The organism is Roseiarcus fermentans, from assembly GCF_003315135.1.
GTDB classification, from domain to species: Bacteria; Pseudomonadota; Alphaproteobacteria; order Rhizobiales; family Beijerinckiaceae; genus Roseiarcus; species Roseiarcus fermentans.
Genome location: NZ_QNRK01000002.1, coordinates 195585 through 221014 on the forward strand (window position 1 = coordinate 195585; position 25430 = coordinate 221014).

The 25430-nt window shown below is 68.4% G+C and carries 29 protein-coding genes; 7 read left to right on the forward strand and 22 right to left on the reverse strand.

Annotated elements, in window-relative coordinates:
* Window positions 1–27: 27 nt before the first annotated feature.
* Window positions 28–687 (reverse strand): class II aldolase/adducin family protein, encoded by a 660-nt coding sequence (locus DFR50_RS02615; protein WP_113887630.1) that lies wholly within the window; start codon window positions 685–687, stop codon window positions 28–30.
* Window positions 688–921: 234 nt separating this feature from the next.
* Here DFR50_RS02615 and DFR50_RS02620 point away from each other — a divergent pair, with 234 nt between their 5' ends.
* The 3 genes from DFR50_RS02620 to DFR50_RS02630 are packed head-to-tail and all read left to right on the forward strand — an operon-like array spanning window position 922 to window position 3090.
* Window positions 922–1392, forward strand: a complete 471-nt coding sequence (locus DFR50_RS02620) for a hypothetical protein (RefSeq protein WP_113887631.1) — start codon at window positions 922–924, stop codon at window positions 1390–1392.
* Between the two features lie 35 nt (window positions 1393–1427).
* On the forward strand, window positions 1428–2042 hold the full coding sequence (locus tag DFR50_RS02625; protein ID WP_113887632.1) for a L,D-transpeptidase: 615 nt from the start codon (window positions 1428–1430) through the stop codon (window positions 2040–2042).
* 31 nt (window positions 2043–2073) lie between these two features.
* The gene (locus tag DFR50_RS02630; RefSeq protein ID WP_113887633.1) at window positions 2074–3090 is read left to right on the forward strand and encodes an amino acid ABC transporter substrate-binding protein; all 1017 of its coding nucleotides are present in this window, start codon (window positions 2074–2076) and stop codon (window positions 3088–3090) included.
* Between the two features lie 15 nt (window positions 3091–3105).
* On the opposite strand, the gene DFR50_RS02635 is transcribed toward DFR50_RS02630, so the two are convergent.
* A complete protein-coding gene (locus DFR50_RS02635; protein ID WP_113887634.1) occupies window positions 3106–3366 on the reverse strand; it encodes a hypothetical protein in 261 nt (86 codons plus the stop codon).
* Window positions 3367–3678: 312 nt separating this feature from the next.
* Here DFR50_RS02635 and DFR50_RS02640 point away from each other — a divergent pair, with 312 nt between their 5' ends.
* A complete protein-coding gene (locus DFR50_RS02640; RefSeq protein ID WP_113887635.1) occupies window positions 3679–4518 on the forward strand; it encodes a hypothetical protein in 840 nt (279 codons plus the stop codon).
* 106 nt (window positions 4519–4624) lie between these two features.
* Here DFR50_RS02640 and DFR50_RS02645 read toward each other — a convergent pair whose 3' ends face one another.
* The 9 genes from DFR50_RS02645 to DFR50_RS02685 all read right to left on the reverse strand — a co-directional run bounded on the left by DFR50_RS02645 (window position 4625) and on the right by DFR50_RS02685 (window position 12083).
* The gene (locus tag DFR50_RS02645; RefSeq protein WP_113887636.1) at window positions 4625–4816 is read right to left on the reverse strand and encodes a hypothetical protein; all 192 of its coding nucleotides are present in this window, start codon (window positions 4814–4816) and stop codon (window positions 4625–4627) included.
* Window positions 4817–4893: 77 nt separating this feature from the next.
* Entirely contained in the window at window positions 4894–5265 is a 372-nt protein-coding gene (locus DFR50_RS02650) for a cysteine rich repeat-containing protein (RefSeq protein ID WP_170153019.1), read from the reverse strand.
* Between the two features lie 154 nt (window positions 5266–5419).
* Window positions 5420–6034, reverse strand: coding sequence for an RNA-binding protein (locus tag DFR50_RS02655; RefSeq protein ID WP_113887638.1), 615 nt, complete (start codon window positions 6032–6034; stop codon window positions 5420–5422).
* 26 nt (window positions 6035–6060) lie between these two features.
* The gene (locus DFR50_RS02660) at window positions 6061–6906 is read right to left on the reverse strand and encodes a DUF2092 domain-containing protein (RefSeq protein ID WP_170153020.1); all 846 of its coding nucleotides are present in this window, start codon (window positions 6904–6906) and stop codon (window positions 6061–6063) included.
* A 172-nt stretch (window positions 6907–7078) separates the two neighbouring features.
* Window positions 7079–7489 (reverse strand): hypothetical protein, encoded by a 411-nt coding sequence (locus tag DFR50_RS02665; RefSeq protein ID WP_113887640.1) that lies wholly within the window; start codon window positions 7487–7489, stop codon window positions 7079–7081.
* Between the two features lie 11 nt (window positions 7490–7500).
* A complete protein-coding gene (locus DFR50_RS02670; protein WP_113887641.1) occupies window positions 7501–7857 on the reverse strand; it encodes an HdeA/HdeB family chaperone in 357 nt (118 codons plus the stop codon).
* A gap of 99 nt (window positions 7858–7956) precedes the next feature.
* Complete coding sequence (locus DFR50_RS02675) at window positions 7957–8172, reverse strand: hypothetical protein (RefSeq protein ID WP_113887642.1); 216 nt, start codon at window positions 8170–8172, stop codon at window positions 7957–7959.
* Window positions 8173–8212: 40 nt separating this feature from the next.
* On the reverse strand, window positions 8213–10684 hold the full coding sequence (locus tag DFR50_RS02680; RefSeq protein ID WP_113887643.1) for an arylsulfatase: 2472 nt from the start codon (window positions 10682–10684) through the stop codon (window positions 8213–8215).
* Window positions 10685–10817: 133 nt separating this feature from the next.
* On the reverse strand, window positions 10818–12083 hold the full coding sequence (locus DFR50_RS02685) for an anaerobic sulfatase maturase (RefSeq protein WP_113887644.1): 1266 nt from the start codon (window positions 12081–12083) through the stop codon (window positions 10818–10820).
* Window positions 12084–12350: 267 nt separating this feature from the next.
* Here DFR50_RS02685 and DFR50_RS02690 point away from each other — a divergent pair, with 267 nt between their 5' ends.
* On the forward strand, window positions 12351–13379 hold the full coding sequence (locus DFR50_RS02690; protein WP_170153021.1) for an AraC family transcriptional regulator: 1029 nt from the start codon (window positions 12351–12353) through the stop codon (window positions 13377–13379).
* A gap of 377 nt (window positions 13380–13756) precedes the next feature.
* Here the strand turns inward: DFR50_RS02690 and DFR50_RS02695 are convergent, their stop codons facing one another.
* Window positions 13757–14002 (reverse strand): hypothetical protein, encoded by a 246-nt coding sequence (locus DFR50_RS02695; RefSeq protein WP_113887646.1) that lies wholly within the window; start codon window positions 14000–14002, stop codon window positions 13757–13759.
* A 250-nt stretch (window positions 14003–14252) separates the two neighbouring features.
* On the opposite strand from DFR50_RS02695, the gene DFR50_RS02700 reads away from it, so the two are divergent.
* Both DFR50_RS02700 and ndk read left to right on the forward strand, forming a co-directional pair.
* On the forward strand, window positions 14253–16241 hold the full coding sequence (locus tag DFR50_RS02700) for a M10 family metallopeptidase C-terminal domain-containing protein (RefSeq protein ID WP_113887647.1): 1989 nt from the start codon (window positions 14253–14255) through the stop codon (window positions 16239–16241).
* A gap of 107 nt (window positions 16242–16348) precedes the next feature.
* Entirely contained in the window at window positions 16349–16771 is a 423-nt protein-coding gene (ndk, locus tag DFR50_RS02705) for a nucleoside-diphosphate kinase (protein ID WP_113887750.1), read from the forward strand.
* A 38-nt stretch (window positions 16772–16809) separates the two neighbouring features.
* On the opposite strand, the gene DFR50_RS02710 is transcribed toward ndk, so the two are convergent.
* The 10 genes from DFR50_RS02710 to DFR50_RS02750 all read right to left on the reverse strand — a co-directional run bounded on the left by DFR50_RS02710 (window position 16810) and on the right by DFR50_RS02750 (window position 24396).
* Complete coding sequence (locus DFR50_RS02710; RefSeq protein ID WP_113887648.1) at window positions 16810–17463, reverse strand: ParA family protein; 654 nt, start codon at window positions 17461–17463, stop codon at window positions 16810–16812.
* A 139-nt stretch (window positions 17464–17602) separates the two neighbouring features.
* The gene (locus DFR50_RS02715) at window positions 17603–18598 is read right to left on the reverse strand and encodes an aldo/keto reductase (protein WP_113887649.1); all 996 of its coding nucleotides are present in this window, start codon (window positions 18596–18598) and stop codon (window positions 17603–17605) included.
* Between the two features lie 50 nt (window positions 18599–18648).
* Window positions 18649–19008 (reverse strand): YciI family protein, encoded by a 360-nt coding sequence (locus tag DFR50_RS02720; protein WP_113887650.1) that lies wholly within the window; start codon window positions 19006–19008, stop codon window positions 18649–18651.
* Between the two features lie 38 nt (window positions 19009–19046).
* Window positions 19047–19526: a VOC family protein gene (locus DFR50_RS02725; RefSeq protein ID WP_113887651.1), complete on the reverse strand. Its 480-nt coding sequence runs from the start codon at window positions 19524–19526 to the stop codon at window positions 19047–19049.
* A 29-nt stretch (window positions 19527–19555) separates the two neighbouring features.
* Window positions 19556–20329 carry a VOC family protein gene (locus DFR50_RS02730; RefSeq protein WP_245427265.1) on the reverse strand — a complete coding sequence of 258 codons (774 nt, stop codon included), beginning with the start codon at window positions 20327–20329 and terminating at the stop codon, window positions 19556–19558.
* A 95-nt stretch (window positions 20330–20424) separates the two neighbouring features.
* Window positions 20425–21126, reverse strand: a complete 702-nt coding sequence (locus DFR50_RS02735; protein ID WP_113887652.1) for a TetR/AcrR family transcriptional regulator — start codon at window positions 21124–21126, stop codon at window positions 20425–20427.
* A 534-nt stretch (window positions 21127–21660) separates the two neighbouring features.
* A complete protein-coding gene (locus DFR50_RS31840; RefSeq protein WP_170153022.1) occupies window positions 21661–21810 on the reverse strand; it encodes a hypothetical protein in 150 nt (49 codons plus the stop codon).
* 206 nt (window positions 21811–22016) lie between these two features.
* A complete protein-coding gene (locus DFR50_RS02740; RefSeq protein ID WP_113887653.1) occupies window positions 22017–22472 on the reverse strand; it encodes a hypothetical protein in 456 nt (151 codons plus the stop codon).
* Window positions 22373–24124, reverse strand: a complete 1752-nt coding sequence (locus DFR50_RS02745; RefSeq protein WP_113887654.1) for a hypothetical protein — start codon at window positions 24122–24124, stop codon at window positions 22373–22375. Before DFR50_RS02745 ends, DFR50_RS02740 begins: the two co-directional genes overlap by 100 nt.
* Window positions 24112–24396, reverse strand: a complete 285-nt coding sequence (locus DFR50_RS02750; RefSeq protein ID WP_113887655.1) for a hypothetical protein — start codon at window positions 24394–24396, stop codon at window positions 24112–24114. The genes DFR50_RS02745 and DFR50_RS02750 overlap by 13 nt, the downstream gene beginning before the upstream one ends.
* Window positions 24397–25430 lie beyond the last annotated feature (1034 nt).

The following is a 25430-nucleotide window of genomic DNA, read 5'->3' on the forward strand; positions in this document are numbered from 1 at the left end:
GCCCGGCCAAGTCGCCCGCGGGCCCCTTCACCTCGGCGCGGAATAGAGGCCGTAATCGGCGATCCGCGCGGCCACGTTGGCGACCTCCTCGGAGGTGAGCAGCGGCGGCTCGCGCCCGAGCTGCAAGCAATTCAGGTACTGGCGCGCGAGGGTCTCGACCTCGACGGCGAGCCACATCGCGCTCTTGAGGCTGCCGCCGACAGCGATCATGCCGTGATGGGCGAGCAGACACGCGCTCCGGTCCTGCAGCGCCGCGAGCGCGTTGTCGGACAACGCCTGCGTGCCGAAGGTGGCGTAAGGCGCGCAGCGGATGGTGTCGCCGCCGGCGGCGCAGATCATGTAGTGCAGCGGCGGAATGCTGCGCTCGAGGATCGCGAGCGTGGTGCTGTAGATCGGATGGGCGTGGACAATCGCGTTCACCTCGGGGCGCGCGCGCAGAATGTCGAGATGGAATCGCCATTCGGTCGACGGCCGCCCATTGCCGACCACCGTGGCGTCGAAGCCCATGCGGACGAGGTCCTCCGGCTGCATCTCGTCGTAGGGCATGCTGGTCGGCGTGACGAGAAACCCGTCGCCGTCCCGGACGCTGATGTTTCCCGACGTGCCCTGATTGATCCCGAGCGTGTTCATCGAGCGGCAGGCGTCGATGACGGCCTGACGTTTGTCTCTCTCGGCGGCGGACAGCATGAGGTTCCCTTCTCTTCCTGCGGCCGGCCCGCGCTCCCGGGACTCGCGGCCGCCTCCCCTTAAGGCGTCGGGCGCCGCCTCGACAAGCGCGCTCGACCCGCGGGCGCGAAAACGCTCGCCGTTCCATCCGATTGACCGGTGAAAGTCCGTTTGCTAGGGACGCTGTGGATAGAGGCTGCCCGTGACGATTCGCCGCTCATAGATCAGCCCGACCCGATGAAAGTGGGGGCGCCGATGGCATACGCATTTCGCACCGCAGCGCTGGCGCTCGGAGGTCTCGCCGCCGCGCTGATCGCCGGATGCGCGACCGAGCCGCCGCCCCCGCCGGTCGTCGCGGCCCCCGCTGTCAGCGCCGACCAGCTCGTCGGCAAGTGGGGCTTCGCCGCCTATCATCGCGACGCCGACCGCGCGCGCACGATCAAGGAAGCGCTCGCGCAGTGCAACAAGCCCTACGTCATCAGCAAGGGCCCCACCGGCGGCGTGATGATGAACCTCGCCGATCAGGCCGAATTGACTGAGCTCGTGCTGAAGGCGGGCCCGGACGGCAAAACCTATCTCGGGCCGCCCGGCGACGCCGGAACGGCCGATGACCGGATCATCAGCAACGTCGACGCCAATTCCTTCACCTCGACCTACGTCGACCCCGACAACACCGCACGCTACGGTACGTCGGTCTACGAGCGTTGCGGTCAGAAAAAGGCGTGATGCGCCTTTCCCGTCACCTCCAGCACGGAGCGGATATGAACGTTCGAATGGCTTTCCTGACGCGAGCGGCGGCGGTGGCGATCGCCGCGGCGGCGGCGTTCCTGCCCGGCGCGGTCGCGATGGCGGAGCAGGTCGACATGAACGTGGGCGAACAGCCCGGCCATGTTCCGACGCCCGAAGAGAATCAGCTCAGCGGCGCTTTCGAGCGGCAGGAGGTGTTCTTCCGCACCACCGAGGCGCCGGGAACCATCATCATCGACTCCAAGAACCGCTTCCTCTACCTGGTCCAGCCCGACAATCGCGCCTTGCGCTACGGCATCGGCGTCGGGCGCGACGGCTTCCAGTGGCAGGGCGTGGAAAAGATCTCGCGCAAGCAGGAATGGCCGGACTGGCGGCCGCCGCCGGAGATGATCGAGCGCCAGCCGTATCTGCCCCGCTTCATGGCGGGCGGCCCGGGCAACCCGCTCGGCCCCAGGGCGATGTACCTCGGCAAGACGGTGTACCGCATCCACGGGACGAACCAGCCCCAGACGATCGGCCACGCGGTCTCGTCCGGCTGTTTCCGGCTCGTCGACGACGACATCGTCGACCTCTACGATCGGGTGCCGGTCGGCACCAAGGTCGTCATCAAGCAGGCCGTCGCGCTCTGACGGCGGCCCAACGACAATTCGAGGCTGGCACATGCGCATGATCAAACCGCTTCTCGCCGCCGCGGCGGCCCTCGCGCTCGCCGTCGGCGCGGCCGACGCGCAGACCCTGAAGACCGTCCAGGATCGCGGCAAGCTCGTCTGCGGCGTGAGCCAGGGCATCGCCGGTTTCTCGATCAAGGACGACAAGGGCGAGTGGTCGGGTTTCGACGTCGACTTCTGCCGCGCCCTCGCCGCCGCGATCTTCAACGACCCGTCGAAGGTCGAGTTCGTGCCGCTGACGGCCGCCGAGCGCTTCGACGCGCTGAAAGACAAGAAGATCGACGTGCTGTCGCGCAACTCGACCTGGACGCTCGGCCGCGAGGAGGATTCCAACGTCGTCTTCGCCGGCGTCACCTATTACGACGGACAGGCCTTCATGACGCCGAAGGCGGCCAAAGCGACCTCGGCGCTCGAGCTGGACGGCGCCAAGGTGTGCGTCCAGAAGGGCACGACCTCGATTCCGAACGTGAAGGATTTCTTCGAGGCCAACCACGTCACCTACGAGATCGTCGAGGGCGACACGGTCGCCGACCTGGTCGGAAACTATCTGTCGGGCAAGTGCACCGTGCTGACGACCGACGAGTCGCAGCTGTTCGCGCTGCGCTCGCAGTTTCCCAAGCCGGGCGAGCATGCGATCCTGCCGGACGTGATCTCCAAGGAGCCGCTCGGGCCGGTGGTGCGCCAGGACGACATGCAGTGGCTCAACCTCGTCAAGTGGATGAACTTCGCCTTGCTCAACGCCGAGGAGATGGGCGTCTCGTCGAAGACGATCGACGAAGCCCTGCAATCGCAGAAGCCGGCGGTGAAGCGTCTCGTCGGAACGGACGGCGACTTCGGCAAGGGGCTGGGGCTGTCGAACGCCTGGGCCGCCAACGCGGTGCGCTCGGTCGGCAATTACGGCGAGATTTTCGACCGCAACGTCGGCGCGCACACCCTACTCGGCATCCCGCGCGGCCTGAACGAATTGTGGGACAACGGCGGCATTCAGTACGCGCCGCCGATTCGCTGAAGCCGACGAGCCGGCCTACTGGCAGACCCGGGTCTGGCCATGATAGGTGCAGACGATCTGCGGCTGAGATAACGGGTCGGTCGGCGGCGGCGAAACCGGGGGCGGCGCGGGCTTCGGCTTTCTCGGCATGACGAGGTTCTGCGCCGGCGGCGGAACGGCGATCACGGGAAACCCGCCGGGGGCGAAGAATTGCGCCAGCGCCGGCGAGACCGCCGCGAACCCGAGCGCCAGCGCCAGGGCGGCGACGTGCGTGCGATGTCGATAGGGGGTCTGCATCGCCGCTCCGATCCACGCAGCCTCGTGTCGACACGGCCGCAAGCATCGTCCTTTATTATCCGGTCTATGCTCGGCTTGTCGATAGCCGCCGGCAAGGTTCGCGGACTCCGCGTCCGCAGGGCGGCGCCGGTCTCCGGCGCGGGCGAAGGATCTCGGGCGTCCATGTGTCTCGACGGCCACATCGCCGCTATGATCGACCGCCGGATGGGTAAAACGCCGATCGCGAGTGGGAGCCGTCCTTGCTCCGGTGGCCTGGTAACGTTATCGATTCCGGGTGATCGGCGCGCGGTGGCGGCGCCACGGAGGGTGCGCATGACACGCTTGCTCAACACGACGCTGATGGTCTGCGCACTGGCTGCGGCGGCGACCGCATCGGCGGCGGCGGACCTGCCGACGCGGAAGGAGCCGCCGCCCCCCGTCCCGGTCGTTCAGGCCTCGCCCTGGCGCGTCGAATTGACCGGCTACGGTTGGGCGACCAGCCTCGCCGGCTCCGCCGGTTTCGGATCACAGCCGACCCTGCCCTACTACGCCTCGTTCGGCAAAGTGATCGAACACTTCCAGGGCGGCCTGATGGGCGCGGTCGTGGCGCGCAACGGCACGTATATCGTCGGCCTCGACGGGATCTGGTCGAGGGTCGGCGGCGCGGGGACGGTCCAGGTGTCGCGCCTTCCCGGCGGCGCCCTCGGCACGGACCTCACCCTCACGGAGGCGTTCGCGACCGCGTTCGGCGGCGTTCGCATCCCCGTCGGGCCGCCCAATCTCGAGCTCTATGCGACAGTCGGCGCCCGCTACATGTTCAGTGGAACCAAGCTCACGCTGAGCACGCCGCTCAACTTCAACTTGAACACGACCGCCAACAAGAGCTGGGTCAATCCGGTGGCGGGCCTGGCGGGCCAATACCGTTTCGACGACCGCTGGTTCATGAACCTGCTCGCCGACATCGGCGGTTGGAGCGACAGCGCGACCGGACAGGCGCTCGCTTCCGTCGGCTACAACTGGACCAAGACCTGGTCGACCACGCTCGGCTATCGCGTCATGTACAACTACGAGAAGCAGAACACCGGCTACGACCCGATCACGTTCGAGCCCAGGAGCTTCCGCTACCAGCAGTGGATGTACGGGCCGTTCGCCGGCGTGAAGTACAGTTTCTGAGCGCCGGGGCGCGCAGGAGCCAAGACGGCGCCGGCCGGCGAGAGGGATCGCCTCTCCGCCGGCCGGTCGACTTTGCCGGCGGCCGCAGCGGGCGGCCGGTCGGGCTCTAGCGAACGCAGACGCGGCGGCCGGCGCGCCAGTAGCAGCGTGCGACCGGCGCGCGGTGGGTCACGACCGCGCCGCGCGGGCCGGCGCAGCCCGCCCGATACACGCCGGCGGCGCACACCACCGCCCCGGACTCGCCGACCGAACCCACGAGCATGCCGACCATCAGGGCGGCGACAGCGATTGTCTTCACGATTTCAACTCCATGAGTTCCAGGTTCAAACACGCGCGCCGAAAGCCGGAGCGGCGACGCCACACGCCCGGGATACGCTACCGGCTTCCCGCTTCCGCCTTCGTCAACGCATCCTTGCAGCCGTCGCTGAGGTCGGCAGTGTGCGACTGCAGGCACTCGGCGACGCGGTTCTTGCCGGGCTTGAGGTCCGAGCACAGCTTCTTGGCGTCCGCCTTGCAGGCGCGCCCGACCGCCGCGACCTTGACGATCGCGATCTGACACTCGGTCGACAACTCCGAATAGTGCTCCTTGACGCAGGCCTTGAGCTTGCCGCCGCCGGACTTCACGTCGGCGCATACCGACTTGATGTCCTTGGCGCAGGCCTTGGCGACGGAGGGCGCGGCCTCTGCGGAGGCCGCCCCGAACGACAGCCCCGCTGCGAGCGCGACGATGGAAATCCATGCTTTCATGTCAAACCCCTCCCGAGGAGCCGGGTTCGCGCTGTCCGTCGAGACTGCGGCGCCGCGCCTCATTGACGTTTCTCTATCCGAGGCTCCGTGAACTGCTTGTGAACGGGCGCGAGGCCGGATCGCCCCGCGCCGGGCGCTGTCGCGCCCGCCCCGCTCACGGCGTCGGCACGACCCGGTAGTAGAGGCCGTTCGCGCCGTAGACTGGCGTCAGCCAGCCCGACGGGCACCGGTAGGAGGGGCCGACCAGGACGCAGCCCGCCGGCAGGTAGCCGACCGACATCCCGACCGGCCAGGCCGAGGCCGCGGCGACCGCCGCCGCCGTTCCCACCGCCGCCGCGCCGACCGCGACGCCCGCCGCCGCCGCGCCCCAGCCGCCATAGCCGCAGTTGTAGCAGCCGGCGCCGTAGGAGTTCACCACCACCGGCTGATGATAGTACGCGCCATAGGCGCCGGTGTGATAGGCGCCGTACGCGTTGGCGGTGGTTCCATGGTAATAGCCGCCGTAATCGCTGCCGTGGTAGGCGCCGTAGCCGTTGGCCGCGGTTCCGTGCCAGGCGCCGCCGGCGTCGCTCTCGTGCGCGACGCCGCCCGGGCCGACTTCGGTCGCGTGGGCGAATCCGCCGGCGTCGCCCGCGTGATAGACCCCGCCGCCGGCGGTATGGCCCCAGCCGCCGCCGAAGCCGCCGCCGCCGCGCATCCAGGCGTCGGCGGGTCCGGTCGCGGTCGCGACCGCGAGCGCGGCCGTCGCCGCGAGCATCACAGTTTTCATCGCAAGTCCTCCTGAACGAACCGGGCTCACGGCTTCTTCCCCGCCGGCGGCTGATCGACCTCGGGCGGCGGCGCCGCGTCGCCGGGCGGGGCGAACTCGATGCGCTGGGCGGCGAGCGCCTTCGGATTGGCGAACTCCGCCGGCGAGACCGGAAGATTGAGCCGCCAGTCGGAAAACACGGTCTGGTAGCGCGCGTGCGCCGGCTCGCTGGCGTAGACCGCCCGCACCTGGCGCGGCAGGCGATCGGCGACGCCGATCCACACCTCCGCCGCGACCTCGTCGCCGGCGAGCGCGATCATGTCGGTTTCGACGCCGCCGACCGCGATCGAGCGGCCGACGTAGAACGCCGACTTCAGCGTCTTCGACAGTTCCGCCGCCGGATCGGAGGCGAGCACGTCGGCGAAGGGGAAATAGATCGCGGCCTTTTCCCAGGCGTGGTCGAGCAGCGCGTCGACGGTCGGCGGCGCGTCGGCGACCGCGACCACGTTCTTCGAGGGCACGTAGGCCATCATGGTCCGGCCATCGTAATAGAACTCGTCCGGCGTGCCGTCGCCGGGGGTGACGACCCTGAGCCGGTTCGGGCGCTCGAGCAGCACCTCGTGGATGGAGCTGTAGTAGAGCGGCTGGCCGTTCAGCGCCGCGCGCTCGTAGGTGCTGACGGCGGTGAAGGCCATCGTCCGCGCCGCGGCGAGGGTCTGGCTCGCCGCTTTCAGGATCTCCATGGCTTTCGGCTCGAGCGCCGGCGCCGTTGGCGCGGGCTGCGCCGAAGCGGCGGGCGCAGCCGGAGCCGGCGCAGGGGCGTTCTGCGCGAACACGGCGGGCGCCAGCGCCAGAAGCGCCGCGCTCAATCCGATTGTCACTCTCAGCGTCATGTGTGGCATGGCTCCATTCGTGGCGGACCGTCGCCGGGCGGCGACGAAGCCGCGAGGTTCGTGGATTCGTCGGGCGCGACGGCGACCATCGGCCCTGCGACGACGCGTCGCGCCGTCGGTGTTGCAAAAAAGCGAGAGGCGGGAAACTGCGGATCCCGCCTCTCGTTGCGGCTCAGTCCTGTTCGTCCGCCGTCCGGCGAAGGGCCGCCGGCCCCTCTCGACCCGCGGCGAAGCGGTCGTTGGCGATGTCGTTCTGGGAATTGAGCCCCGGATCGACCGCCAGCCAGGAGCCCAGGCACCAGTGATCGAGTCTCGGCGCTTTGCAGTCCGCCGTCACCGGGCCGGGATCGCAGACGCAATAGGTGTCGGCGTGCGGCCTGATGTTCGCAATTTCCGTCCGCTGGCCCGAGGGCAACGGGAAGTTGATCGGCCCGGACGCGGTGTTGATCTGGAACTGGCACACGTGGCCGGCCGGCGCGTTGCACAGGAAGGTCACGGTCTGCTGCGCAAACGCCGGGCTCACGCCCGACACCGCGGCGAACGCGGCGGCGCCGAGCGCCGCACGCAGGAATATCGCTTTCATGGCGGCGCGCCTCACTTTTCCTGCATCATGCCTTCGGCGCGCTCTTCGTGGAGCACGATCCCCATGGCGTGGATGATCTTCTGGTCCGGATGCGCCTTGCAATATTCGATCACCAGGTGCTCGGTCTCGCGGCCCTTCTTGTAGTCCAGGAAATGGTGGTGCGAGAGGCCGTTGTACCAGCCGCTGTACCAGGACATCAGCGCGTTGGCGTCTTCCTGATAGGTGTTGGCGAGCTGGCCGCACATCAGCGCCGTCACGTCGATGAAGCCGTTGGCGTCGACATAGGCGGACAGATCGACCGGATTGGCTTTCGCCGCGCCGAACGACATCAGGACGGCGACGGTCGAGATCAGAATTGCTTTTTTCATACCTGGCTCCTTGTTTTGAACGATGATCGGGTCGCGGGCGCGGCGCCGTTCGAAGGGCGACGCGTCCGTTTGGACGGACGTCCCGTCAGGCTCGGCGCGTTACCGCACCACGCAGCCTCTCGGCACGCCGACGCGCTTGCAGTAGACGACCGGCCGGGCCGCGACGGGTCGGGCGACGCAGCCCCGGGGGACTCCGGCCGTCTTGCAATAGACGACGGCGTTGGCGGGCCCGGCGCCGAAAGACAGGGTCTCGACGTTCGCGACGCCGGCGATCGACAGGGCGGCGACAAAGCCGAACAGCATGGTCCTGGTCATGACGGTTTCCTTTTCAACATGTCGGAATGCGCATTGCAAATCAGCGGTCGCGCTTCTTCGCCAGTTCCTCCACCATCGCCTTGATCGCCTCCGGCGACATCAGTGTGTCGCCGAGATCGAAGGTGATCTTGTCGAGCTTGCCGGTGAACGGGAACGGAACCTGATAGTCCGCATCGTCCACGGGCGTGCCGGTGTCGATGCCGACGTCGAACGTCTCGTCCCAGGCCCAGAGGATCGGCTGGGTGTGCGGCAGGGACTTCGTCGCCACGGGGCCGCCATCCACCGACAGCGTGCCCGCGCCGCCGCGCCCGATCGGCGCGCCGGTCGGCTCCGGTTTCCACTCGAAGGCGATGGTGTGCTTTCCCGGCTGAAGCGGCAGGTCGCTCTGCCACTTCGGCCGCGCGAGGTCGAGCAGATTCATGGTGAAGGTGGGCTTGCCGTCCTTGAGATAAAGCCCGTAGCCCGAGAACCGGCCGCCCTGGGTCACCAGAACGCCGTTCGCGCCCCCCTGCGGGACCTCGAACTCGGCGGTGATCGTGTACGGGCGGTTGAGGATCGAGGGCGCGACGGCGAACTGATTCGAGGGGTTCTGCGCCGTATACTCGAACCGCGACCGTCCCGAGGCCGGGCCGGGTCGCTGCACCGTCAGGATCGCAATCTGCGAGGCGTTCAGCGGCAGCACGTTGTTGCGCACCGCCTCGATCATCCAGAGCTCCTGCAGGCGCTTCAGGCGCTCGGGCTCCTGGCCGGCCAGATCGTTGGTCTGGGTCGGGTCGTCCTTCAGGTTGAACAGCTCCCACTTGAAGCCGTTCAGCACGTCCACCGGCGGCGCCCCCGCGATCCCCTCCCAGGGGTAGACCGCGGGAATGGTGTTGGCCATCCAGCCCTCGTGATAGATGGCGCGGTTGCCGAGAATTTCGAAATACTGCGTCGTGCGGGCCGAGGGCGCGTCGGCGTTCGTCCGGTCCCAGCTGTAGACCATGCTCACCCCGTCCCACGGGGTCTGGGCGATCCCGTCGACCATGGTCGGCTGCGGGACGCCGACCGCGTCGAAGATCGTCGGGACGACGTCGATGACGTGATGGAACTGGTGGCGGATTCCGCCCGCGTCCTTGATTCGCTTCGGCCACGTCACCACCATGCCGGTGCGGGTGCCGCCGAAATGCGAGGCGACCTGCTTCGTCCACCGGTAGGGCGTGTCCATCGCGAACGCCCACGGCGCCGCGAAATGCGGATAAGTCTTGTCGCTGCCCCAGGCCGGGATCATGGGCAGCATCTGCTCGACGGCGAAGGCGAAGCCGTTGAAATAGGCGACCTCGTTCGGCGTGCCGTGCATCGAGCCTTCGGCGCTCATGCCGTTGTCGCCGCAGACCCACATGATCAGGGTGTTGTCGAACTGGCCGAGCCGCTCGAGCGTCGCGACGATGCGGCCGATTTCGTGGTCGGTATAGGCCATGTAGGCCGCCCAGACGTCGATCTGGCGCAGATAGAGCTTTTTCTCGTCGGCGTTCAGCCCGTCCCATTTCGGCAGGAAGTCCGGCCACGGCGGAAGCTTGGCGTTCGCCGGAATGACGCCGAGTTTCTTCTGGTTGTCAAATATCCGCTCGGCGACGGCGTTCCAGCCGGCGTCGAAGAGATGCATCGCGCTGATCGTCTCGATCCACTCGGGCGTGGGATGGTGCGGCGCGTGCGTCGCGCCCGGCGCGTAATGGATGAACCAGGGGCGCTTCGGGTCGGTCGCCGTCTGCGTGCTGATGTAGTCGATGCACTCGTCCGCCATCGCCGTGTTGAGGTTCCAGCCCGGCTTGTCCATGTAGGGATGGATCGGGGTGGTGTTGCGGAACAGGTTGCCGGGCTGCCACTGGCTCGTGTCTCCGCCGACGAAGCCGTAGAAATAGTCGTAGCCCTCGCCGACGGGGAAGTGAGTGAAGGGCCCCTGCGGGCTCGCCTCCCAGACGGGGACGTTGTGGTTCTTGCCGAACCAGGCGGTGGCGTAGCCGTTCTGCTTGAGCGCCTTGGCGCCGTGCGCGTTCTCGGGGCCGGTGATCGAGTTGTAGCCGGGATAGCCGGTCGCTCCCTCGGCCACCATGCCGTAGCCGACGCGATGATGGTTGCGGCCGGTGAGCAGCGCCGCGCGCGTGGGCGAGCAGAGCGCGGTGTTGTGCATCTGGGTGTAGCGCAGGCCGGCTTTGGCGAGCTTGTCGAGCGTCGGCGTCGGAACCACGCCGCCGAAGGCGGAGTTCGAGCCGAAGCCCGCGTCGTCGATGAGAATGAGCAGCACGTTCGGCGCGCCTTCGGGCGGCGTGATCGCCGGCGGCCAGGCCGGCGCGCTGTCGATCAGGTTCGGCTGGATGAAGCCCTTGAACGGCGGCGTCGGCGTCGGCAGCACCTTGCTATCGGGAAAGACGGTCGCGGTCGCCGACTGCGCGCGCGCCGGCTTGGCCAGCGGAAGGCCGAAGGCGCCGAGCAGCGCGGCCTTGGCGGTCGAGAAGAAAAGCTGACGTCTGTTCATCCCAGCCTCCTGATCCTCATTCCCTCGCCGCCCGCCGGATCGAAACCGGCGCTGCGGCACCTTGGGCGATTCGGTCGCCGCAGTCGATGCCGCGGGGGCCCGCTTCTTCTGTCTCCGCGACCGACGGCCGCGGTTACGCCTTCGCTCCGCCCCCCGAAGCCTTCGCCTTCGCCGTCGCCATGATCTCGTCCGCGTAGCGCCCCTTGCGCACCAGGTCGGCCATCGCCCGCATCGGCTTATCGACGTGCAGGAAGAAGGCCTTGTACCCCTCGCAGAGATAGTTGAGCCCGCCTTCGCCGTCGGGCGTCGAAACGAATCGGTTGCGCGGACACTCGCCGTAGCAGGCGAACAGCACCGGGCATTGGCGGCAGTATTGCGGGAGCGTCTCGTATTTGGCGTCGCCGAAGCGGCGCTGCTTTTCGCTCAGCGCCAGCGCGCCGAGCGGCGTCTCCCGCACGTTGCCGAGGCGGTGGTCCGGCTCGACGTAGTGGTCGCACGAATAGACGTCGCCGTTGTGCTCCATGACGAGCGAGGCGCCGCAGGTCGGCGAGACGATGCAGGAATTGTGCTGGCCGAGCCAGCTGCCGAGCGCGACGTCGAAGGTCACGACGAACACGCGGCCGACGTCCCGCTTCACCCATTCGTCGAAAATGGCGATCAGGAATTGCCCGAACCGGCCCGCCTTCACCGACCGGTCGGTGACCAGGCTCCCCGTCTGGGTGTAGAGCGGCCTGTCCGATCCCCTGAGCCCGCCCCAGCCGCGGTTGGCGAGCGCGATCGTCTCGGGCGTCGCCCGTTCGACCACGGGAATGAGCTGGATGTAGCGCGCCTTCATCTCGTCGCGGAAGAAGCGATAGACCTCGAGCGGATGGGCTTCGTTGGCGGCGTGGATGGTGCAGAGGATGTTGGCGTCGACCTCGCGCCTTTGCAGGGCTTTCCAGCCGCGGATCACGTCGTCGAAGCTTCCCCTGCCCTGCTTGTCGACGCGATAGGCGTCGTGCAGGTCGCGCGGGCCGTCGACGCTCACGCCGACGAGATAATTGTTGGCCTTGAAGAATCGCGCCCATTCGTCGTCGATCAGCGCGCCGTTGGTCTGGATCGTGTGCAGGACGCGCGCGCCGGGCGGGCGGTAGTGTTCGGCGAGCGCGACCGACCGCCTGAAGAAGTCGAGGCCGCGCAGCATCGGCTCGCCGCCCTGCCAGGCGACCTCGATCTCGGGGCCGAACGACGACTCCATCAGTTGCCGGATATGGGCCTCCTGGACGTCGTCGGGCATGAGCGCGCGCTCGCCCGCCGGATAGAGGTTCTCCTTCGACAGGAAGAAGCAGTAGCGGCAACCGAGGTTGCAGGCGGCGCCCGCCGGCTTGGCCAACAGATGGTAGGCGGATCTCGCCGTCATGGGCCGAACGCGGGACGGTTGGTTCCGGCGATGGCTGCGGTCTCGGGTTGGCGGTGCGGCCCCATCGCGCGCTCCCTGGTCGCTGTCGCCGTCGTCCGCCAGAAGCCCGCCGAAAGGCGCCGTCGCCGGCCGAACGCCTGCGCTATACCCGCCCGGCGCCGGGCTGTCATTGACTCCACGCGCCAAAATTTGGCCATATGCGCAAGCAGAGCAGCGCCGGCCTGCAAATGGCGCAGTTCCTGGACGGCGGCGACGGGCGGATGGATCGTGGACACCCTGGGCCGGACACGACCGCGGCACGCCACCATCAAGGTGCGCAACTTTCTCGCCGTTCCCGCCGTGGTCGAGGCGCTGGGCGCTGATCCCGACGCCGTCGCGCGGTCGGCCGGCCTCGACCCGGCGATCTTCGCCGACCCTGCCCTCGACGTCCCTTACGCCGCGTTGGGGCGGCTGGTTCGCGCCTGCGTCGCCGCGACGGGGTGCGACACCTTCGGCCTCATGGTCGGGGCCCGTCAGGGCGCGACGGCGCCGGGGCTGACCGGGCTGATGGCGCTCAACGCCCCGACGGTCGGCGAGGGCTTGCGCGTTCTCGCGGAAGGCTTGAAGACCAGCGACACCGGCGGCGTCGTGCTGCTCGGCTGCTCCGGCGGCGAGGCGTGGGTGGGCTATCACGTGATCGCGCCCGCCATCGACGAGGCCGACCAGATCGTCGACGCGGGCGCGGCGATCGCCTTCAACATCTTGCGGGCGATGCGCGGTCTCGAGTGGCGGCCCTTGCGGGTCCGGCTGACCTGCAAGCCGCCGCGCGACCGCACGCCATACGCGCGCCTGTTCGGCGCGCCGGTCGAATTCGGCGCCGCCTCGGCCCGCGTCGTTTTCGACGCCGCTTTGCTCGACGCCCCGATCCTGGGGCGCGATCCCGACACCGCCGCCATCCTCGCGCCCCTCTACGCCGAGGCCCTGGCCGCCGCGACGGCGGACTTCGTCTCGGCGGCGCGGGCGCTGGTGCGCGCTCAGCTCGGCGCCGCCAGCCTGTCGCGCGAAAGCGTGGCGCGCGCCCTCGGGGTGAGCGAACGTACGCTCGTCCATCGGCTCGAGGCGCGCGGCCTGACCTATTCGGGCCTCGCCGACGAAGCCAAGTTCGAGACGGCGCAGAGCCTGTTGAGAAAGGGCGAGACGATCGCCGACACCGCCGCCCGCCTCGGCTTCGCCGACCAGAGCGCCTTCACCCGCGCCTTCAAGGCCTGGTCGGGCGCGCCGCCGGCGCGCTGGCGCACCGAGCGCGGCGAGGGGTGAAACGGAGCGCCGCGCCGGCGGGCGCGGATGATCCGGACAGCATCGGCGTCCCCGCGTTCGCCCCGGGAACCGACCAGAACCACCGACGCGGCTAATCCCGAAAGTATTCTCCCACAAACATTTGGTTGACACAAGTTGCGTCGAAACGACGCTAAGTACAGAGCTTGTTGAATTGTTTGAACTCTGTTACAGATTGCTCGCGAGCGTCAATAGAACGGCACGGACAGACCAGCATTGAACCGAACGGCTTAAGGGTTTCCTCGATGGAGATCCAACGGGCCGGCTCCGGAACCACGATGCGCCGGGAACGGCGACGCCTGCAGCAATCCGGTCCGGACCCTCCCGCGCGTGGCCACGCCGCCCCGCGCCGCGGAGACCTATCGGCGGTCGACGCCGCCCAACACAGGGACACGAGCGACAGTGGACGACGCCGCGACAGGAGCCTCGATACCGGGACTGCGGTCCGCGCCGACGGGTTTCGGCGGCGCGATGCGGGACACGGCGACCGCGCCGATCATCAGCGCGGAGACGAAGGCGATGAGGCCGATCAGCGCGCCCCATCGCGCAGCGACGAGCGCCGTGACCAGCACGAGCGCCCAGAACAGAAGCGAAATTAGGCTCATGACGAATTCCGACTTCGTCTCGGGCCCAGGGTCGATACCCGGGCCCCGAGCGACACTCCTGCGCTCGGTCGGATCAGGAATCGATACGGGAACTGTCTGCGACCCATAAGGAACCCGTCAATCCCGGCCATCCCGGCCGGCGACGGGCCCATATCCGACAATTCGAGAATGGAATTCGCCTCCGTGTGTCCGGTTGTGACGGAGCGGCCTCTCGCCAAGGTTTCTACAGCCGACGACTGGTGTAACTTCGATGTATACGAGTGTTGAACTTCAACTGCTTCGCAATGCCGATCCCGGCGTCAAGATCCCCGGGATCGATACTCCGACGGGAAATCTCCTGGCGAAGGCGACTCTGAAACCGCTGAGCGCGATCGGCGCCGGCCTCCCGTTCTCCTACGATCCATCGCAGAACGTCGTCTATGTCACCCAGGCCGGCGCGGTCCTGAGCGGCTACGACCTCGGCAACGCTCAGGTCATCGTCAAGGCGAGCGACGTGACCATCAAGAACTGTACGTTCAGCGCGACATCGGGATATTTCGCCGTTCGCACGGAGAACAACGCCGCCAACATGACGGTGACGAACTGCACCTTCGACAGCGGCGACATTCCGTCCGGCCTCGCCTGCTGGATCCATTCGCCGGGCTCGGTCACGGTGACCAACAACCGCTTCATCGACACGCCCGCCGACGGCGTCGACGTCACCGGCGGCGGAACCATTTCCGGAAACTATTTCTCCGGCTCCGGCTACACGTCGAACGGCCAGCATCCCGACGGAATCTGGATCACCAACCAAACCGCGCCGATGACCATCTCCGACAATTTCATCGACTGGTCCACCAATGCGAACTCGGTGTACGGAACCAACGATTGCATCCGCATCACTGGCGAGCAGGGACCTGTCAGCAACCTCACGATCACCGGAAACTTCCTGCTCAACGGCACGACCAGCATTCAGGCCGTCAACGTCGCCAGCCAGTCGCCGCTGAGCGCCATTTCCATCAGCAACAACTTCATGGGCTTCGGAAAGGTCTACAGCATCTATCCGGGATCGACGTCCGGCATCACGGAAACTGGCAACGTCGTCTTCGACTATACCAATTCCGCATATTCGACCAAGGCGTGGACCGCCTATCAGGCCGCGGGACTGCCGACGCCGACCCTGCTCGCGTCGGCCAACGGCTCCGTCGTCAACGCCGCCGCCTCGACCGGCGCGGTCACGCTCTACGCCGGGCAGGCCGCGACGATCGACGGCGGAGCGCACGAAAACAACTGCGTCGGCGGGTTCGGCGTCCAGAACATCTGGGCCGGAACCGGCGCCAACATCTTCACCTACCTGTCGCCGGCGGACTCGACCGCCGCCGCTTCGGACTTGATCACCAACTTCGATCCGGCCAAGGACGTGATCGACCTCAGCCACATCGACGCCAGCCTCGCGCCCGGCGTCCAGCAGGCCTTCGCCTTCATCGGTTCGTCGGCGTTCAGCGGCGCAAGCGGCCAGGTTCGGGTCCAGCTCGATGCGACCGACAACCAGACCCTGGTCGAGGCCACGCTCGCAGGCGACGCCTCGCCCGATCTGGAGATCCACATCGCCGGGCTCATGCCGCTGACCGCAGCCAATTTCGCCTTGACGGCCGCTCAGTCCAAGGCCGCCATGGCCAACGGCCTTGCGGTTTCGGACCCGCTCAGCGCCTACTGGCCGCTGGCTGAACATCAATACACCAACGTCAAGGGCCGAGCCTATACCTCGTATACCTCCATCAGTTCCGGCAGCTACCTGGTGGCGGACGATCTCAATCTCACCGCCTCGAGCGGCGAGATCGAACTCTTCGCACCTGGCGGAGCCGCGACCGGCAGCGTCACGATCAGCCGCGGAAACGCGCAGGAGACGATCACCGGGTCCGGGAAGACCGACAGCCTGACCTTCCACCCGACCGAGACGATCCAGGCGGGCGGCGGGGCGCCCAGCGTCTTCGCCCTGAGCAAGGGCTTCGGCGCCGAGACGATCGCCGGCTTCGTCGCCTCGGGCGCGGGCGCCGACACGCTCGAGCTGTCGACGGCCGCCTTCACCTACCTCAACGCCGGCATGAGCCAGGCCCAGGACCTCGCCGCGGTGCTCGCCACCGCGTCGAGCGGGCCGAGCGGGACGACGATCGCCGACAGTTACGGCGATCGTCTGACCCTTGCGGGCGTCGCCGCTGCGACGCTCGTCTCGAACCCGAAGGCGGTGACGTTCGCGTGATCGTCGCCACGGCGCGGCGGCCGAAGCCGCCGCGCCGCCTTGCCGGTCCGGGCTTGCGCGGCTATAAGCGCCGCGTTTTCGTCAGCATTCACAAGAGACCCGTCGCCATGGCCGTGCAGCGCACCTTCTCGATCCTCAAGCCCGACGTCACCCGCCGGAACCTCACCGGCGCGGTCAACGCGCGGATCGAGGCCGCCGGCCTTCGGATCATTGCGCAAAAGCGGGTGCACATGACCCGCGCCCAGGCCGAGACCTTCTACGGCGTTCACCGCGAGCGCCCGTTTTTCGGCGAACTGGTCGAGATGATGACGGCGGCGCCGGTGGTGGTGCAAGTGCTCGAGGGCGAGGACGCGATTCTCGCCTACCGCGCCGTCATGGGCGCGACCAATCCCGAGAAGGCCGACGCCGGCACCATCCGCAAGGACTTCGCGATCTCGATGGGCGAGAACTCCGTCCACGGCTCCGACGCGCCGGAAACCGCCGCGCAGGAGATCGCGCAGTGGTTCGCGGGCAACGAGATCGTCGGCTGACGTCCCGCCGATAGCCGGGCGGGCCCGCCGCCCGGCGCTCACGCCCGCGGCTTCGCCTTCATCGCCCGGCTCCAGAGCGCTTCCTCCATCCGCTCGGCGATTTCGCGCAAATGCGGATTGCGCGCCTCGCGCCCGGCGCGCCCGGCGTCGAGATCGTTCTGGAAGCCGTCGCGCTGCGGCCAATGTTCGGACAGGAGTTCGAACCCCGCGTCCTCGATCGCTTCCACCGCCTTGGCGAACTGGGTCTCCGACCGGCCGACCTTCGACAGCACCATCACCAGGCGCCCCTCGGCGCCGCGGCGCGCGAGTTTTCGCGCCAGCGCCAGCGTCGGGCGCAGATCGTCCTGGGACACGCCGGTGGGCAGGAACACGACCTCCGAATCCTCGGCGATCTCGGTCGACAGATCGTCGGCGAGACCGCGGGTGTCGGCGACGATGAAATCGACGACGCTCTCGTCCTTGCGCAGCTTCTTCAGGCTCTTGAACGGGCGGGTGTCGAGCTCGGGCTCGATGCTGCCGCGCAGCCGCGCCGCGCCCCATTCGACGCAGGTGAGCTGATCGAGATCGAAGTCGGCGAGCAGCGTCCTGCGCCCGCGATGAACGGCGCCGACCGCCAGCACGCGCGCAAGCGTGCTCTTGCCGACGCCGCCCTTCTGACTGACGAACGCCGCCGTCGTCGCGACCTTGCTCATGAACCGTTTCTCCGGGCGCTCAAGGGAAAGCCACGCGCCACTGCATAGCCGGTCCGACCGAGTCCTTTGCGCGCATGCTAGCCGTCGGTTCGGCGATGGCAAGCCTCAAGGCCGCCAGGGGCCGCCAGGCGGCCCGCGCTCACCGGTCGATCGCCGCCATCGCCACGTCGGGATAGCGCTGTCCCGCGATCCGGCCCGGCCCGAGCGCTTCGTCCAGCGCCGCGATCTGCGCCGCGTCCAGCGCGACGGCGGCGGCGGCGACGTTTTCCTCCAGATGCCGGCGCCGTTTCGCCCCCGGGATCGGGACGATGTCGGCGCTCTTGTGCAAAGCCCAGGCGAGCGCGATCTGGGCTGGCTTGACGCCCGCGGCGGCGGCGATCGCCTGCACGATCGCGGTCGCCTTCACGTTGGCGTCGAAGGCCGACCCCTGGTAGCGCGGGTCGTTGCGGCGATAGTCGCCCTCGGGATAATCCTCCGCCCGCTTCGCCTCTCCGGTCAGAAAGCCGCGCCCGAGCGGCGAGAAGGCCACCAGCCCGACGCCGAGTTCGCGCAGCGCCGGGAGCACGTCCGCCTCCAGGTTGCGCTCCCACAGCGAATATTCGCTCTGCAGCGCCGAGACCGGATGCTCCCGCAAGGCCCTGCGAAGGACGCCGACGCCGGCCTCGGACAGTCCGAAATAGAGAACCTTGCCTTCGCGCACGAGGTCGCCGACCGTGCCGGCGACGTCCTCGATGGGAACGGCGGGATCGACCCGGTGCTGGAAGAGCAGGTCGATTCGGTCGGTCGCGAGCCGGCGGAGCGACCCCTCCACCGCCGCCCGGATCGACTTCGGCCGGCTGTCGAACGCGACGCCGCCCTCGCTGCCGTAATTGAACTTGAACCCGAACTTGGTGGCGATCGTCACCCGCTCGCGCCGGCCTTTCAGCGCCCGGCCGATCAGCGCCTCGTTGGCGAACGGACCGTACGATTCGGCGGTGTCGAAGAACGTGCAGCCGAGATCGATCGCGCGGTGGATGGTGGCGATCGATTCGGCGTCATCGGCCGGACCGTAATAGGCCTGGGTCATGCCCAGACAGCCGAGCCCGATCGCGGACACCTCCAGCCCCTGGCCGCCCAGTTTGCGCTTGGCAAGCATCCCGCCCTCCGCCGACACGAACCGGCGCGAAGCTACGGCGCCGGCGGCGTTCAGGAAAAGTCTTCCATCTCGTAGAGCGGGCGGATTTCGATGACGGACGGACCCGGCATCGGATTGGGGCAGCGCCGCACCCAGTCGATCGCCTCGTCGAGGTCCTTGACTGTCCAGATCCAGTAGCCGGCGACCAGATCCTCGACATGGGCGAACGGCCCCCGGGTGACGGCGCGCTCCGCGCCCGAGAAGGCGACGCGGGCGCCCTCGCGGGTCGGCTTCAAGCCGGCGCCGTCGGTCATGATCCCCGCCTCGATCAGCGCCTGGTTGAACGCCCCCATGTCCTGAAGCAATTGAGCGCTCGGCTTCGCGCCGGCCTCGGAGTCCTCGGTCGCCTTGACGATCACCATCACGCGCATGTCATCCTCCCTGTCTGGTTTCCCGGCTTTTTCCAGCGTCACGGCCCGGCGAAGGCCTGCTCGAGCGTCGCGACGTCGATCTTGGTCATCGGCGTCATCGCGCGCATCGCGCGGGCGATGCCGGCGGCGTCGCCGCTCTGCATGATCCTGGCGACGGCGCTCGGCACGATCTGCCAGGTCACCCCGAACTTGTCGGTGATCCAGCCGCATCGCATCGGCTTGCCGCCTTCGCCGAGGCCGTCCCACAGGCGGTCCACCTCGTCCTGCGTCGCGCAATCGACGATCAGCGAAATCGCCGGCGTGAAGGCGTAGTGCGGGCCGCCGTTGAGCGCGAGGAACCTCTGGCCCGCGATCTCGAACAGCATCGTCATCACCGCGCCCTTCGGGCCGGGTCCGGCGTCGCCGTAGCGCGCGGTCGACACGACCCGTCCCCCGGCGAAGGTCGCGAGGTAGTGTCCGACCGCCTCCTCGGCGTTGAAATTGAACCACAGACAGGGCGTGATGGCTTGTGCGCTCATCGGCGTTTCCTCCTTCGCAGGCCTATTCGTCACCGCGTCGGCGCGACCAGCGCGAAGGCGGCGTTCTGCGGGTCGAGCGCGTGGACGATCCAGCGCCCGCCCGGAACCTCGTGCGGGCCGTTGACGATCCTGCCGCCGGCCTTGGTCACCCGCGCGCTGGCGGCGTCGATCGCCTCGACGTTGACGTAGAAGCGCCAGAACGGATGCGGCGTCTCGGCGTCCTTGCTGAACACCGCCCCCTCCTGGCCGCTCCTCGTCGCGAACATCTGATAGACGTTCGACGGGCCCATCGGCATCGACCCGGTCTTGGTCCAGCCGAACAGGTTTGCATAGAATGCGAACGCCTTTTCGCCGTCGCCGGCGTTCAATTCGCGCCAGCCGACATGGCCGGGGCTGGTCGGCTCGTAGGCCGGCGCATCGCCGCCCGTTCCCCGGAACAGCAGGAAGCCAGCGCCGTCCGGGTCGGCGGCGATCGCGAACGTTCCGACGTTTTGGATGTCGGTCGGGCCGCGGTGGATCGCCCCGCCCGCCGCCTTCACCTTGTCGCAAGTGGCCGCGACGTCGTCGACCGCGACATAGCCCATCCACATCGGCGGGACGCCGCGGGCATGGTCGGGGATCGGCATCAGCCCGGCGACGCCCGCAGCGCCTGCGGTCAGCACCGTGTAGCGTTGGTCGTTCATGGTGTTGGGCGTCAGCGTCCAGCCGACCGCCTCGGCGTAGAACCGCTCCGATCCCGGCAGGTCGTTCGACATCTGGTCGTACCAGACGAACGAGCCGAGCCACTTGGTCACGTCGTTCATGCGTTTCCTCCTCTCTCTGTCACTCGGGCGAATTCCGCGGCGCGGCCCTGGTGGGCGCGCTCGTTGAGCGCGCCGGCGGGGTCGGCGCCCCCGCCCTACGCCGGCGCCCGGGCATCTGCGCCGGCTCCCTCTCCCGCTCCCTCCGCCCGGCCGTCCGGGCGTTCGGGCAGCAGCGTTTCGAAATAGCGTTTCAGGTGGTCGAGGCAGTCGGCCGCGACTTGCGACCCGTGCTGCGCCTTCGCGAGCACGAAGGCGCCCTGCAGCACCGCCTGGGAAAACAGCGCCGCGCTCTTCGGGGTCCAGTCCGCGTCCGGGGCGTGCCGGCGCTTGGCCTCGGCGAGGTCCTCCTCCAGCCGTTCGGCGTGCGCGGCGATGTAACGGTCGCAGGCGGCGCGAAGGCCGGGATGGGTGTCGTAGGCCTCCTGGACCATCGTACCGAGGAGGCAGGTGAACTGCGCCAGATCGCCGCGCAAAATCGCCTTGCGGAAGTCGACATAGCCGAGCACGCGCGCCCGCGGGTCGGCGAGACCGGCGTAGGGCGCGGCGTCGAACAGCGCGTCGGCCATGGCCGCGAAATGGCCCGCGGCGGCGACGGCGCAGGCTTCCTTGCTCGGGAAATGATGAAAGAAAGCGCCCTTGGTCAGCCCCGCCTCGGCGCAGATGTCCTCCACCCGCGCCGCCGAATAGCCCTTCGAGCGGATGACGTGGACGGCGGCGTCGAGAAGCTTTTCGCCCGAGGCCCTGAAGGCGGTCGCCTTGGCGGTTGGCGTGCTTGCGCGGGCGGCGGGTTGTGGCATGTCGGGAGCCTCTGTGTTGGACACATACCGACTGGTCGGTATCGGGTCAAGCGGCGAAGAGAAGCGCCGTTCGGAGAATCGCCTGAAGCGCCGTCTCCGGCGGTCGGGCGCGTCCCCGCCCCCCTGTGGGGGCGGGACAGGATGGGGGGTCTCACGGACCCCTCCGTCTTGCGGCTGCAAAGACGCCAATCGTCAAGGGTCGACGGCCCGGACCCTTCTACTGCATGCACACATCTTGGGCCCCGCACGAAAACGGTCGGCGCCGTGCGCCTCCTCCCCCCTTGTGGGGGAGGAACGAGGAGGGGGGTCACGCTGAACTCGACGGTTAGCGTCTTTCCAGCCGCGAAACTGAGAGGTCCGTGAGACCCCCCACCCTGTCCCGCCCCCACAAGGGGGGCGGGGACGCTGTTGGTCGCTCGCAGATCGCGCCGGCAAGGAGATGTGTGCATGCCGTAGCCGGACCCTTGGGAGATTTTCCAGAATCGTGCGCCTGCTCTTATGTGAGAAAGTTGGGTTTCGATGGTTCGGTCAACGTCAGGGCTTTTCGATATCCGGCCATTCGCTCTTGGCAGAGCGGTTGGCGAGCGCGAGGCGGGGGTCAAGGATGCGAAGCACCGGCGAAGCCGCGCGCGCGAAGCGTGCGTCCTTGACGTCCGCCTCGCGCTCGCCGATCATGAACAGCAAGAGCGATGAGCGCGTCGGACACTGTCCGACAGATCCAGTCCAAGTTTCTACATCTTATGGCGTTCGCTGTTGACTGTCCCAACGGTCGCCTAGGCGCGCTCGAAACCAACAGCGAACGCTATAAGCGCGCCTGCGCCTGATGATCGTGATCTTCCAAAGCGAGCGCGGCGTTCTTCCCGCATGCGAGGCCGCCCTACGCGAGCCGCTCAGGCCCGGTCGTTGCGCGCACTCTCCTCGCTCTCTCCGAACAGCTCTTCCAGTCCTGCCCTTGCCGCCGAAACGATCTCCACAATGGAACGCTCTTGGTCCTCCTGAAAGCGCACCACGAGGGTTTCGAGAAGCTGCCGGGCGGCGCCGCGCCGATCGCTTGACCAGAGGACGATCGCCTTGCAAAGCAGCGCCTTCGCGACCGGCTCGCGCAACGCCGGCTCGCCCGCGTCCGCGTAACGCGAAACAACCGCGTCGCAGACTGCGATCGCTTCCTCGCTGAGCTGAAGCTGGCCGAGCCTGACCCCCTTGTTGACCAGCGCCTTCGCGACCTGCTCGCGCAACGCCGGCTCGTTCACGTCGCCGTACCGCGAAACGACCGAGTCGTAGACCGCGATCTCTTCCTCGCTGCGCTGAAGCTGGCCGAGCCTGCGCCCCTTGTTGACCAGCGCCATGGCTTTCGCCGCTCGAGTTCGACGTCGTCGAACTCGAGGGCGAGCGCCTCCGTCTGGGAGACGATCGCGTCCAGATCGTCGAACCGCTCCGTCGGCAGCGCGCCAGCCAGATCGACCGCCGCCGCGGCAAAGGCGCGCGCGGCGGCGCTTCGGGTCGGAACACAGTGATCGAGCGCGCGCCACGCGTCGGGGAAGTCGAGCGCGCATCGGATCAGGAACACGCCGGCCTCGTCGCCGCCGAGTTCGAGGCCTGCGTCAATCAGCGCCTGCCGCGCGCCGCCAGATCTGAGGCTCTGGAGCCGGGTCAGGACGAAATATTCGCCCAGAATGTCCGGCTCGAGTCTCCGGAGCTCGCTGTCCGGATCGCCGCCCGCCATGCGCTGGTAGCGGTCCGGCTCGAAGACGTCCAGGGACGGCAGGTAAGGCCGGACAAACCCGGGGAGGCCGGTTTCTAACCTGTCCCGCGAGAGACCCAGCGCCATCGTCGCGACCAGCAGAAGGTTCTCGTGCAGCTCGAGGGCGCGCCCCGCGGCGCCGGGCTTCCAGAAATGTTCGCGCTCGCGATCCAGAATGTATTTCAGCACGCCCTGCCGGCCGAGCGAACCCAGCAGGCTATCGACGGACTCGCCGCCGCGCGACAGGTCGGCGACGGCCTGGGCGGCCGCCGCCGCGAACAGCGGCCTCGGCGCGAACCTCCCATCGGCGCCGGCCGCGAGCGGATTGGGATCGACGCGGACCAGGGCGTCCCAGAGCCCCTCGTCCCGGACCGGGAGGTTGCCGAGGCGGCCGCGCATGATCGCCAGCAGAGCGTCCCGGCTCAGCGGCGAAACCGGATGGTCGATCCGCTCGGCGGAAGGCCGGAAAGCGAAGTCCTTGACCAGTTCGCCGTCGCCGGTCGCGGGAACGAGCGTCTTCCACCACTCGCCTTCGGCCTGCCGCTCCAGCAGGAGCACACGAACCGGAAACCCGTAACCGTCCGCCTCCTGCGCCGCCACGCTGGCGAACGCCGACAGGAGATCGGCCACCGCCTCGGGCGCCTGGGACGGATAGTCGATCACCAGCAGGGTCGCCCATCTGGGGCGCCAGCGCCGGGGATCGATCGTCTGCGCGCTCCGGCCGGGCACGAGTTCGGCCATCGGCAGGAAGCCCGCGTGATGAAAGCCGTGGCGCTTCGCGCGGGCGAGAAACTCGATCGCCAGTCGCGTCTTGCCCTGGCCGCCGGGACCGGTCAGGAGCGTCCAGGAAAACCGGTGACGCGGGCCAGCCCCCGAGAGGTCGCCGAGGAAACGGTCGAGGAATTCGAGGTCCGACTCTCGCTCGCGAAAAGCGTCCGCCGCAACGTCGGCGATCAGGCTCGCGACCCCCCGGTCCCGATCGCGCCGCGCCCGGCCCTTGGCGATCGGATCGTCGAGACGCGGCTCGTAGAACCGGTCGAGGAATTGGTGGATGTCGTCGGACAAAGCGCGCAAGGGCGCGGCCACCGTCGCGTCAAGCTCCGCCAGCAACTCTCCGCGCGCGCGTTCCTCGTACAGGAATCGCACGATCTCGAGGTCCGTGGTCGAGTCGGCGGGGACCGTGATCGGGGTCTTGTCGCCGCGAAGGTTGCGGATCAGCTCCTCCCTTAGGCGATGCTTGTCGCTCAGCCCTTGCACAGGCCGAGAAGGCGCTGAAGAAGCTTGCGCGCGACGGGCGTCCGCTCGGCGTGGCGGACCAGCCATCGGGCCACGTTCGCGCCGACGCCCTCCTTGCAGAAGGCGGCGACGGCGAACACGGTTTCGACGCCGATCTTCGCCACCGGCGCCGGAACCCACGCCTTGCAGCCCTCGACGCAGGCCCGGCGCAATTCGATGTCTTCGAACAGCAGTTCGAGGCCGTAGCTCTCCAGCTCGGCGATCGCCGAAGAAACGTCAAACGCGTCCGCCATTCGCCCCGGCCCGTGACCGTGCGAACTCTCGCGCGCGAACCGGGGAAGCACAAGCCGTTGCGTGAATGTGCCGCAGCGAGGGGCGCCGGGGCCGGGGCCTTCGCGGGACTCGCGTCTTCTGAATAGTCGGAGGGCGGAAATAAATTATTCCCTTTAGAAGAACCATAGGCTAACGTAATGCTCCCGCCCCCGATCGAGGTGGTCGATGCTCCTCAGTATGTGCGTCTTGCTCCCGAGGGTTCTCGCCGCCTGCGCGATCCGCGAGGCGACCGAGGACCGCAGCGCCCGGCGCCGTCTCTCGGGGAGCCAGCCCGGGGCGATTCAATTCCCGCCCGAACTTGCGGGGCCTCCCGACGCGCCTGCCCATCGCGAGCAGCGATTGTCGCCGTCGCTCGGGCAGCCAACCCGAGGCGGCGACCGCCCGCCGGCGCAACAGCCGCCCGGGATTTCCGCCGCAAGGCCTTGCAAACGTTCAATTCGCGCCCGGACTTGCGAGACCTCCCGACGCGCCGGCGCGTCCCCGGCTGCGCGTGTCGCCGTCGCTCGGGCCGCCAACCCGAGGCGGCGACCGCCCGTCGGCGCGACAGTCACGCGGGCGTCATCGCGAGGAGCGAAGCGACGTGGCTCGTCATCGCGAGGAGCGAAGCGACGTGGCGATCCAGGGGGGCAGGGCCAAGGTCTGCCGTATGCCCGGCGTCGCCGCGCTGCAACGTCGGCGCAGGCGGCCCCTGGATCGCCGCGTCGCCCTTCGGGCTCCTCGCGAGGACGGCGGGAAGCGTCTTCGCCCCCGCCTCGGTGCACGGCCCGTCATTCCCAAGGCGCGCCATGGCTCTGCAGTTACAGCCGCCCGGAATTTCCGCCGCAACCCCTTGCAAACATTGCATTCGCGCCCGGACTTGCGAGACCTCCCGACGCGCCGGCGCGTCCCCGGCAGCGCGTGTCGCCGTCGCTCGGGCCGCCAACCCGAGGCGGCGACCGCCCGTCGGCGCGACAGTCACGCGGGCGTCATCGCGAGGAGCGAAGCGACGTGGCGA